The 10,841-nt window shown below is 67.5% G+C and carries 10 protein-coding genes; 4 read left to right on the top strand and 6 right to left on the bottom strand.

The window, feature by feature from the left end; all coding sequences use genetic code 11:
- Positions 1–502 precede the first annotated feature (502 nt).
- From trpB to AB1634_16840, 4 genes are read left to right on the top strand one after another with little or no spacing between them, the layout of a single operon-like run.
- Positions 503–1,732: a tryptophan synthase subunit beta gene (gene trpB, locus AB1634_16855; protein MEW6221185.1), complete on the top strand. Its 1,230-nt coding sequence runs from the start codon at positions 503–505 to the stop codon at positions 1,730–1,732.
- On the top strand, positions 1,722–2,492 hold the full coding sequence (trpA, locus tag AB1634_16850; GenBank protein ID MEW6221184.1) for a tryptophan synthase subunit alpha: 771 nt from the start codon (positions 1,722–1,724) through the stop codon (positions 2,490–2,492). The genes trpB and trpA overlap by 11 nt, the downstream gene beginning before the upstream one ends.
- A gap of 39 nt (positions 2,493–2,531) precedes the next feature.
- On the top strand, positions 2,532–2,843 hold the full coding sequence (locus tag AB1634_16845) for a pyrimidine/purine nucleoside phosphorylase (protein ID MEW6221183.1): 312 nt from the start codon (positions 2,532–2,534) through the stop codon (positions 2,841–2,843).
- A 58-nt stretch (positions 2,844–2,901) separates the two neighbouring features.
- Positions 2,902–4,365, top strand: a complete 1,464-nt coding sequence (locus tag AB1634_16840) for a Fic family protein (protein ID MEW6221182.1) — start codon at positions 2,902–2,904, stop codon at positions 4,363–4,365.
- Positions 4,366–4,479: 114 nt separating this feature from the next.
- On the opposite strand, the gene AB1634_16835 is transcribed toward AB1634_16840, so the two are convergent.
- From AB1634_16835 to rlmKL, 6 genes are all read right to left on the bottom strand, one after another.
- A complete protein-coding gene (locus AB1634_16835) occupies positions 4,480–5,070 on the bottom strand; it encodes a peroxiredoxin (protein ID MEW6221181.1) in 591 nt (196 codons plus the stop codon).
- A gap of 155 nt (positions 5,071–5,225) precedes the next feature.
- Positions 5,226–6,365 carry a cytochrome d ubiquinol oxidase subunit II gene (cydB, locus tag AB1634_16830; protein MEW6221180.1) on the bottom strand — a complete coding sequence of 380 codons (1,140 nt, stop codon included), beginning with the start codon at positions 6,363–6,365 and terminating at the stop codon, positions 5,226–5,228.
- A gap of 46 nt (positions 6,366–6,411) precedes the next feature.
- Positions 6,412–7,950, bottom strand: a complete 1,539-nt coding sequence (locus AB1634_16825; protein MEW6221179.1) for a cytochrome ubiquinol oxidase subunit I — start codon at positions 7,948–7,950, stop codon at positions 6,412–6,414.
- A 10-nt stretch (positions 7,951–7,960) separates the two neighbouring features.
- On the bottom strand, positions 7,961–8,215 hold the full coding sequence (locus tag AB1634_16820) for a DUF4492 domain-containing protein (GenBank protein MEW6221178.1): 255 nt from the start codon (positions 8,213–8,215) through the stop codon (positions 7,961–7,963).
- A 9-nt stretch (positions 8,216–8,224) separates the two neighbouring features.
- Positions 8,225–8,728, bottom strand: a complete 504-nt coding sequence (locus AB1634_16815) for an Rrf2 family transcriptional regulator (protein ID MEW6221177.1) — start codon at positions 8,726–8,728, stop codon at positions 8,225–8,227.
- Positions 8,729–8,815: 87 nt separating this feature from the next.
- A partial coding sequence (gene rlmKL / locus AB1634_16810) for a bifunctional 23S rRNA (guanine(2069)-N(7))-methyltransferase RlmK/23S rRNA (guanine(2445)-N(2))-methyltransferase RlmL (GenBank protein MEW6221176.1) occupies positions 8,816–10,841 on the bottom strand: 2,026 nt, incomplete at its 5' end.

The following is a 10,841-nucleotide window of genomic DNA, read 5'->3' as shown; positions in this document are numbered from 1 at the left end:
CGCCCCCTGGCATTGGCCTCGCGGAAGCGGCAGCAGAGGCTCTGAACGGAAGGTTTCTTCCTCATAGCCTCGCGGAGCGAGAGCAGACACGGATAGCCGGGGGATTCATCCCCCGGCGCGAATCCCCGCCGCGGCCCGCCGCGGCCCGCCTCCGGCCGCCTCCGGCCGCACCGGCCGCACCGGCCGCACCGGCCGCACCGGCGGCACCAGCCGCACCGGCCGCACCGGCCGCACCGGCCACCCCGAGGCGGATCCCCGGGTCGCGGAGCCACCCGGCGGGAATCCTCTCAGCAGCCGCTGCACAGCCATACAAGCCGGGGCATCGCGTTCGCCATCGGGCCAGGCCGGCTTGTGCCGTCTAGGGTACGGGCCGGGGAATAGCGTGTCAAGGACCGTTTTCCCCCGGCCTTGACAAGGAACGGCTCCCCTGGTACCTCTTCGGCCTCCACCGCCGGCCGCGGTCCGGCACCATCCAGCCACACCTTCCCAAGGACACCATGCCATGAACCGGCAAGGCTACTACGGCCGCTGGGGCGGGGCCTTCATCCCGGAGGTCCTGCACGAGACCTTCCGGGAGCTCAATGCCGCCTTTGCCGCTGCCAAGGCCGATCCCGCCTTCTGGACCGGGTACGTGGATCTCATGGCCACCTACTCCTGCCGCCCCACCCCGCTCACCCATTGCCCCAACCTCAGCCGGGCCCTGGGCGGGGCGCAGATCTATGTCAAGCGGGAGGATCTCAACCACACCGGCGCCCACAAGGCCAACAATGTCATGGGCCAGGGGCTGCTGATGCAGCGGATGGGCAAGACCCGGGTGATCGCCGAGACCGGCGCCGGCCAGCACGGGGTGGCCACCGCCACCATGGCGGCCCGCTTCGGCTTTGCCTGTACCATCTATATGGGCGCCGAGGATGTGCGGCGGCAGCGGCCCAATGTCTTCTGGATGGAGAAGCTGGGCGCCCAGGTGGTGCCGGTGACCGACGGCAGCCAGACCCTGAAGGATGCCATCAACGAGGCCTTCCGGGACTGGGTCACCAACATGAGCGACACCCATTACTGCCTGGGCACGGTCTGCGGGCCGCACCCCTTTCCGGAGATGGTGGGCTATTTCCAGGGCCTTATCGGCCAGGAGGCGCGACGGCAGATCCTGACCGCCTGCGGCCGGCTGCCGGCCCGGGTCTATGCCTGCGTGGGCGGCGGCTCCAACGCCTATGGCATCATGAGCGGCTTTCTGGACGATTCCCGGGTGGAGCTGATCGGGGTGGAGGCCGGGGGGCTGGGGCTGGACAGCGGCCGGCACGCGGCCCGCATCGCCGGCCGCCATGGCCAGGCCGGGGTGGCCCAGGGGTACCGCACCCTCTTTCTCCAGGACGAGGACGGCCAGATGCAGGATACCCACTCGGTGGCCGCCGGCCTGGACTACATCGGCGTCTCCCCCATCCTGGCCGATCTGGCCGAGGCCGGCCGGGTGCGCTTTGCCGCTGCCACCGACCAGGAGGTGCTCTTGGCCCTGGACCGGACCATGAAGGCCGAGGGGCTCATTCCGGCTCTGGAGTCAGCCCACGCCTTTGCCCATGCCTTCAAGGAGGTGGGCGAGCTGTCCCCGGAGGAGAGCGTCATCATCAACATGTCCGGCCGGGGCGACAAGGACATCTTCACCATCGCCCACGCCTTCGGCGATCCGTCCTGGCAGGCCTTCATCCGGGAGCGGGGGAGGGAGTATGGCGCTTGAGGAGCGGATCCGCGCCCTGCGGTCCAAGAAAGACATCCTGCTCATGACCCACATCGTTCTGGGTTATCCGTCCCTGGCGGTCAACCGCCGGGTGATCAAGGCCATGGTGGACGCCGGGGTCGACCTCATCGAGCTGCAGATTCCGTTCTCCGAGCCCATGGCCGATGGGCCGGTGATCCTCAAGGCCAACCAGGTGGCCATCGAGTCCGGCATCCGGGTTGCGGCCTGTTTGGACTTCGCCCGGGAGATGGTGCAGGCCCACCCGATCCCCTTTTTGTTCATGACCTATTGCAACATCGTCTTCCGGCACGGGGAGGAGGCCTTTCTGGACCGGGCGGTGGCGGCCGGCATCAAGGGCGTGATCCTGCCGGACCTGCCGCCGGAAGAGGGGGCGGACTTCCTGGCCCTGGCCCGGGCCAAAGGCGTGGCGCCCATCCTCATCTATGCCCCCACCTCCACCGGGGCGCGGATGCGGGAGCTGGCCGGACATGCGGCCGGCTTCATTTACTGTGTGGCCAGAAAAGGGGTGACGGGCAAGGCGACCCGCTTCGACGCTGACCTGGCTGTCTACCTGGGCCGGTGCCGGGCCGCCACCTCGTTGCCCCTGGCGGTGGGCTTTGGCCTGCGCAGCCGGGAGGATGTGCAGTTCCTCACCGGCAAGGCCGACATCGCGGTGGTGGGCTCAGAAACGATCCGGGTGGTGGATCGGGACGGGCCGGACGCCGTGGGGCCGTTTCTGGCCGGGCTCCTGGGCCGCTGACCCCCTTCCCCTCCCCTTCTGCCGCAAGGACCCGACACCATGGACCGTCTGGACAACGTCACCGTGCTCACCAAGGCCAACGTCTATTTCGAAGGCCGCTGCGTCTCCCACACCGTGCTGCTGGCCGACGGCAGCCGCAAGTCGGTGGGGGTGATCCTGCCCGCCACCCTGACCTTCACCACCGCCGCGCCGGAGATCATGGAGACGGTGGCCGGCGCCTGCCGGGTGCGGCTGGCCGGCCAGGACACCTGGCACCGCTACGGCCCGGGCGAGCGCTTCTCGGTGCCCGCCGACAGCTCCTTCGAGATCCGGGTGGACGAGCCGTACCACTACATCTGCCACTTCGGCTGAGCGGCGGCAGCCCGGACGGCACCGCCCCCCCTTGCCGCCGCGGGAAGCGAGCATCCCCATGACCGGCCTTCCCTGGCAACCCATCGACGACCTGCCCGCTGACTGGCGGAACCTCGCGTCGCCGGAGCTGGCGAGCCTGGGGGCGATCTGGATCGAGCAGGCAGCCCGCCTCGCCCAGTCGGATGCTGTGCGCCGGTTCAATGAACGGCTGCGCCGGGAATGGGCTATCGAGACAGGGGTTATCGAAAACCTCTACTCCATCGACCGGGGCGTTACCCAGATCCTCATCGAACGGGGGATCGAGGCCAGCCTGATCCCTCATGGGGCCACCGACAAGCCCGTAGACGCGGTGGTCTCCATCGTCAAGGACCAGGAGGAGGCCCTGGAAGGCCTGTTCGATTTCGTCGCCCAACGACGGTCCCTTTCCACCTCCTACATCAAACAGCTCCATCAGGTCTTCACCAGGCATCAGGAGACATCCCGGGTCCGAGATGCCCTGGGAAGGATCGTCGACGTCGCATTGTACCGGGGCGACTGGAAACGGCATCCGAACAACCCGCTGCGTCCCAACGGCACCTGCCATGAGTACTGCCCGCCGGAGCACGTGGCTGCCGAAATGGACCGCTTGCTGGCCATGCACTTGGCGCACCAGTCCCGCGACGTTCCGCCTGAGGTCGAGGCCGCGTGGCTGCATCACCGCTTCACCCAGATTCATCCCTTTCAGGATGGCAACGGTCGGCTGGCCAGGGCACTGGCCTCGCTGGTCTTCCTGCGCGCCCGTTGGTTTCCGCTCGTCATCAACCGGGACCGGCGGGCGAGCTACATCGAGGCCCTGGAAGAGGCGGACCGGGGATCCTTGTCCTCCCTGGTGGACCTGTTCGCGGAGATCGAAAAGAGGGGGTTCCTCACCGCCCTCAGCCTGTCCGAAGAAATGTTGCGGCAGCAGGAGCCGTTGCGCCACGTGGTCAAGGCCGCCATGGAGCGGCTCGAGTCCAGGCAGCTGGCCAGAGGCGAAGAGAAGCGCGGGGTCTTCGCGCAGGCGGCCCGCCTGCAGGAGGTCGCCCACCGGCGCCTCCAGGAAACAGCCGGCGCTTTATCGGCGGATCTGGAACGGATCAATCCCGGCTATCGGGCCACCGCAGACGCCAGCAGCGCGGACACCGAGCACTGGTTCCGCAAACAGGCCATCGAGCTGGCCAGACAGTTCAACTACTATGCTGATTTGCGCACCTTCCGGGCCTGGGTGCGGCTCAAGATCCAGGAGGAGCGCCGGGCCGAGCTGGTCATCCTCTTCCACGCCCTGGGCGTGGAATTCCTGGGGATCATCGTGGCGGCGGCCTTCATCGAATACCGGGACCGGAACGAGGATGGGGAGACGACCCTGGAAGGGCCCCACGGCGTCTGTCGGGATGTGTTCCAGTTCTCTTACCAGGAGCCGGAGGCCACGGTAGGCCCGCGCTTCCAGCGTTGGCTGGACGACGTGCTCCTCCTGGGCCTCGACCAGTGGCGGCGCCAGCTGTAGCGAACCTGATTCCCACCGCGGAAGGGACCGGCAGAGCTGATCCCAAACGCCAGCTGCCGGTCCCTTCGACCTTCGCAATTCCTTGTTGGCCATTCTGCGGTTCGTTCCGGCTCCTCAGCCCCCGTGCTTCTTGGCCAGGTAGTCGGCGACGCCGGACGCATTGGGCTTCATGCCCTCCTCGCCAGGCCGCCAGTCGGCGGGGCAGACCTCGCCGTGGGCCTCGTAGAACTGCAGGGCGTCCAGCATGCGTAGCGCCTCGTCGACGCTGCGGCCCAGGGGCAGGTCGTTCACCACCTGATGGCGGACGATCCCCTCCTTGTCGATCAGGAACAGGCCCCGCAGGGCCACCCCCGCCTCCAGCAGCACCCCATAGTCCCGGGCGATGCACTTGGTGAGATCCGCCACCAGGGGATAGCCGATGCAGCCGATGCCGCCATCGTTGATGGCCGTGTTGCGCCAGGCGAAGTGGGTGTAGACCGAATCCACGGACACCCCGAGGATGGCGCAGCCCCGCTCCTGGAAGTCGGCCAGCCGGTGGTGGAAGGCCAAAATCTCCGTCGGACAGACGAAGGTGAAGTCCAAAGGATAGAAGTAGAGGATCACATAGCGGCCGCGGTACTGGGACAGCTTGACCCGGCCGAAGCTGTTGTCGGGCAGGACCGCCTCGGCATCGAAGTCCGGGGCCTGACGGGTGACAAGACACATGGGAAGCACCTCCGTTCTTTTCTGAGTGGATACCGGCCTACAGGTTGCCGCTCTTCGCCAGCACCAGGCAGGCGGCCTGGTACGAGACCGCGATCAGGGCGATCCAACCGATGAGCAGAATTGCGGTCATGGTGCACCTCCTTCGTTGTTGTTGGTCAATAAAGCTCCGCTTCCTCCAAGTCCGCTGGCCCCAGCTTCTTCCGGTCCATGAGCCGCCAGACGTAGGCGATGTAGCCGACCACCAAGGGCACCGCCAGGGCGACGTAGGTCATGGCGGTGAGGGTGTAGAGGCTGCTCGACGCGTTGGCGATGGTGAGGCTCTTCGCCGGGTCGGCCAAGGACGGGTAGAAGGGGGTGTGGTTGAGTCCGGCCAGGCAGAAGACGGCCAATCCGGTCAGGACCACCCCGGGGCCGGCCAGCCAGATGCCCCGGCGGGAGGCGCCAAAGCGGGCCAGGGCCACCCCGGCCACCACCAGGACGAGACCGGCCAGGAGCAGAAGCGCCACCAGGGGCATGGCCATAAGGTTGTGCAGGTACTTGCCGGCCTCCACGCTCACCCGGCCGGCGGCGTCCACGGCCAGGCCGTCCATGGTCAGGAGCCGGAAGAGCACGAAGAGGAGAAACGGCAGGGCGAAAAGCAGATTGCCGAAAGCGGCCCGCCGGCAGCGCCCCTCCAGGGCCTTCATGGCCGGGGCCGTGCAGTCCAGGTTGTTCAGCAGATAGAGAGCGCCCTGGAGACGGGCCACGAAGACCAGAAAGAGCCCCAGGCTGACGTTGAAAGGGTTGAAGGCCGCCTCCAGGCCCCGCAAGGGGTGGGTCCAGGCGACCAGGTTGTAGGCGTTCAGGGTGAAGTTGGCGCCGGTGAAGAAGGTACCCACGGCAGCGCCGATGAGCAGGATCCCCAACGAGCCATTCACCAGGAGGAAGAGATCGTAGGTGGCGGTGCCCAGGAGGTTGCCGGGCTTGCGCCGGTACTCGTAGGAGACCGCCTGGATCACGAAGGTGAAGAGGATGGCGAGCCAGACCCAGTAGGCGCCGCCGAAGCTGGTGGCGTAGAAGAGGGGGAAGGCGGCGAAGAGCGCGCCGCCAAAAAGCACCAGCGTGGTGAAGGTGAGCTCCCACTTGCGGCCCAGGGAGTTGACGATGAGGCTCTTCTCCTCCGGGCTCCTGGCCAGGAAGGGCAAGAGGGTCTGCCCGCCCTGGACAAAGGTCAGGAACAGGAACAGGGAGCCCACCAGGGAGGCGATGAGCCACCAGAGCTTTTGCAGGATGTCCAGCCCGAGACTGCCGATCATGACACAGGCCCTCCGGTTCGATTGAGGAACAGCGTGCTCCTGGGTCTCAGAACGAGGCCGGCCCCTGGGCGATTCTCCGGAGCATGATCCGGATCTCGGCCAGGAACAGCAGCCCAAAGAGCGCCAGGAACAGGAAGAAAGTGGTCTGAACCGCGCCAGCGGTGAGGTTGGAGCGGGCCACGGTCACCGGCAAGAGATTCTGGATCGCCCAGGGCTGGCGGCCCACCTCGGCGACGATCCAGCCGGCCTGGCTGGCCAGGTAGCCCAGGAAGATGGAGATCACCCCCAGCCGCAGGAGCCAGTGCTTGCCGGCGATGGTGTCCTTCATGGTCCAGACCAGAAAGAGCAGGAACAGGACCGGGAAGAAGGCGCCCAGGGCGACCATGACATGGAAGGCATAGAAGGTCAGCGCCACCGGCGGCACCGCCTGTTCGGGGCTGGCCAGAAAGCCGTAGCCGAAAAAGTCCTGGTGCTGCTGGAAGGCGGTCAGGGCTGCGGCGCGGCCGGCGGCCTCGCCGGCCGCGGTCGCCGCCGTGTAGGCGGCCAGGGCCGAGACCGCCTGGCGGCCGCGCCCGATCTTCTGGTCGATGCCAACGATGCCCTCGGCCGGGTTGCCGTAGATGAGATCCCGAATGCCGGGCACAAAGGAGCCGGGCTCCCGGTTGGCCAGAAGGGAGAGCAGACCCGGCACCTTCACCGCCACCAGGAAGGGATCCTGGTCGTCGGCCGGGGCCTTGGCCGGGTTGAGGATGCCGATGGCCGTAAGGCCTGCGCCCCGCTCCCCCTGGTAGAGGCCTTCGAAGGCAGCCAGCTTCATGGGCTGCACCCGGGCGTCGGTGAAGGCCGCCTCGTCGCCGGTGAAGGCGACAAAGCCCGAGGACAGGAGGCCAAAGACCGAGGCCACCAGGATACTGCGCTTGGCCAGGGTGTGGTGGCGGCCGGTCAGAAGAAACCAGGAGGAGACCCCGACCACGAACAGGGCGGCCAGCTGGAAGGAGGAGGTGGTGGCGTGGGTGAACTTGCTCACCGCCACCGGCGAGAACAGCACCTCCCAGAAGCTTTGCATCTCGAAGCGGGCCTTGTCCGGGTTGAAGGCCATGCCCACCGGGTACTGCATCCAGCCGTTGGCCACCAGGATCCACAGGGCCGAAAGATTGGAGCCGATGGCCACCAGCCAGGTGGACAGAAGATGGAACCCCTTCGAGACCCGGTCCCAGCCGAAGAACATCACCGCAAAGAAGGTGGCCTCGATGAAAAAGGCAAAAATCCCTTCCACGGCCAGAGGGGCGCCGAAGATGTCGCCCACCATCCAGGAGTAGTTGGACCAGTTGGTGCCGAACTCGAACTCCAGGATGATGCCGGTGGCGACCCCGATGGCAAAGTTGATGCCGAACAGGCTCATCCAGAAGCGGGTGATCCTCTTCCACTCCGGGTTGCCGGTCCTGACGTAGAGGCTTTCGAAAAAGGCTACCAGGAAGGAGAGCCCCAGGGTCAGCGGCACGAACACCCAGTGGAACATGGCGGTGAGGGCGAACTGCGCCCGGGCCCAGTTCACCATGGCAAGATCAATGTTGTCTACCAGCATGGCGACCTCCTCAATCGTGGACAGGATGGATCAGGGCCTGGGCCCCGGTGAGCTCTTCGAGAACATACGCCGCCCGCTCCTGGTCGGTGGCGAAGCGGGCGGCCAGCAGGTCTGGGAAGAAGAAGACCCTCAGGATGGCGAAGATGAAGAAGAGCTTCACCGCGATGATCGCCCACAGGGTCCGTCCCTGCTGCATGGCAGCAAAGCCGTCCCGGTAGAAGGCGAAGATGCGGCCGGGCAGGGTGGTGATCGTGGCGGCAGGCATATCAGGACCTCACGCTGGATCGGCCGGCGGCCGGCGGGACGGGGCTTCCGGGGTTGCCGGGGCTTGCGGGGCGACCGGACACGGCCGGTCGCCGGTGAGGATGCAGCAGGACTCGTCCGCGAGCAACTGGGTGAAGGTGACCTCCCGGAGGGTATCCCGCAGCTGGTTGCGGGCCTTGATCCATACCCGGTTTATGGCACAGCTGGCGCTGGCGGCACAAGAGGCGGGCTGCATGACGCAGTCGTTGAGGAAGATCTCGCCGATGATCGCCTCGATGACCGCCAGAAGGGTCAGCTCTGCCGGCGGCACCAGCAGCCGGAAGCCGCCTTTGGCCCCCTGGCGGATCTCGATGATGCCGGCCCGGGCCAGGTCCTGGGCGATCTTGGCCAGAAAAAGCGGCGGGATGTTGCCACCAGAGGCCACCTCCTGGCGACTCACCACCTGCCCCAGGGGCTTTCTCGCCAGATAGAGCGCACACCGCACCGCATATTCCCCTGCCCGTGTCAGCCGCATCGCCCTGCCCCTCAATCAGGATAATTAAGATTATTTTTATCTTATTTATCCTGAATAAAAGACGCGGTCAAGGAAAATTTTTCAGCATCACCGCCGGTGGCGGCAGGTCCACACCTGGTGGATCTTGGGATGGCGCCGGAAGTCCTGGTCGATGGTCTGGCGGCTGATGTCCTCCACCTGAAAGGCCTCGGCCAGCTCCGGGTCCAGACGGAAGCGGCGGTGGTTGGTGGAAAAATACAGCAGCCCGCCGGGAGCCAGCAGGGCCATGGCCCGGGCCAGCAGGCCTTTGTGATCCCGGAGCACGTCGAGGGTTCCGGTCATACGCTTGGAGGTGGAGAAGGTGGGTGGGTCCAGGAGGATGAGGTCAAAGGGATCATGATCCGCGTCCAGCCAGGCCAGGACATCCGCCTGCACAAAGCGGTGGCGGCGGTCATCGAGGCCATTGGCCGCCAGGTTGTGCTGCAGCCAGGTCAGATAGGTGGCGGACAGGTCCACGGACAGGGTGGCGGCAGCGCCGCCCGCCGCGGCATGGACCGTGGCGGCGCCGGTGTAGGCGAAGAGATTGAGGAAGTGCTTGCCCCGGGCCTGGCTGCCGATGAGCTGCCGCAACGGCCGGTGGTCGAGAAAGAGCCCGGTGTCCAGGTAGTCGGTGAAGTTGACCCAGAACCGCAAACCCGCCTCCCGCACCTGGTGGAAGCCCTGCCAGTCGCCCAGCTTGGGGTACTGGCGGTGCCCCTTCTGGCGGCGGCGGATCTTGAGGAAGACCGAGCCGGGGTCCACGCCGAGAAGATCGGGCAGCACCACCATGGCCTCCCGCAGGTGCTGCTTCGCCCGCTCCGGGTCGATCTCGGGCGGCGCCTCGTACTCCTGCACCACCAGCCAGCGCGCCTCGCCGTCACTGTAGAGGTCCACTGCCAGGGCGTACTCGGGGATGTCGGCGTCGTAGAGCCGGTAGCAGTGCACCCCCTGGCGCCGGGCCCAGCGGGACAGATGCTGGTGGCTCTTGCGCAGCCGGTTGGCCAGCATCTGGGCGCCGGGGCTTTGCGCCAGCTCCCGGTAGCGGCCCAGAAAGCGGGCCGCGGTCTGGGGGCCGGGCGCTGGCCGCACTGCCTCCGGGCTGATGGCGAAGCGCAGCAGCTGGCACTCCAGGGGGCCGTTGCGCAGCCGGTTGACGCGCCGGGCCGAAAGGCCCAAGGCCTGTCCCAGCTCCGGGGCGGCGGTGAGGATCGCCGCCTGCCAGCCGGCAAAATGGCGGCGCAGGCTCTCCCCCAGGCCCTGGTAGAGGGCAGACAGGTCCTGCCGCTCCCCGAGCCGCTGGCCGTACGGCGGATTGGCCACCACCAGGCCGGGCTGAGCGGCGGCAGCAGGACAGCCGGCGAGCCTCGTGACATCCGCCTGCTGGAAGCGGATCACCGCCTCAACCCCGGCCCGGGCGGCATTGTCCCGGGCCGCCTGCAACACCTGGCCATCCCGGTCCAGGGCCACGATGACCGGGCAGTCGCCCTCGGGCCGGGCCTGGTCCCGGGCCTCGGCCAGCAACCGGACCCAGAGCGCCGGCTGATGACCCAGCCAGCGCTCGAAGCCGAACCGGGGCCGCAGGAGTCCCGGGGCGCGGCGCAGGGCGATGAGCGCCCCCTCGATGGCCAGGGTGCCGGAGCCGCAGCACAGATCCACCAGGGGCGCCCCGGCCGCCGCCAGCTCCGGCCAGCCGCTGCGGGCCAGGATGGCGGCGGCCAGATTCTCCTTCAGGGGGGCAGCGGCTGGCCCCTGGCGGTAGCCGCGCTCGTGGAGCGGCGGGCCGGACAGATCCAGGCTCACCACCACCAGATCCCGGTGCACATGGAGATCGATGGCGATGTCCGGGGCCTGGGGATCCACATCCGGCCGCCGGCCGGCCAGATCCCGGAAGCGGTCCGCCACCGCATCCTTGACCCGCAGGGCGGCAAAGCCCGAGTGCGGCAGGGCCTGGCTGCGGCCGCTGGCGGCAACAGCGAAGGTGGCGCTGGCGGCAAAATGCTCCTCCCAGGGGATCTGGCGGCAACCGTCGTACAGGTCGTCCCCGTTGGCCACACTGAAGGAGGCCAGGGGCCAGAGCACCCGGCTGGCCAGCCGG

Source organism: Thermodesulfobacteriota bacterium, assembly GCA_040755095.1.
Lineage (GTDB): Bacteria > Desulfobacterota > Desulfobulbia > Desulfobulbales > JBFMBH01 > JBFMBH01.
This window is presented reverse-complemented; position numbering and strand designations above follow the sequence as displayed.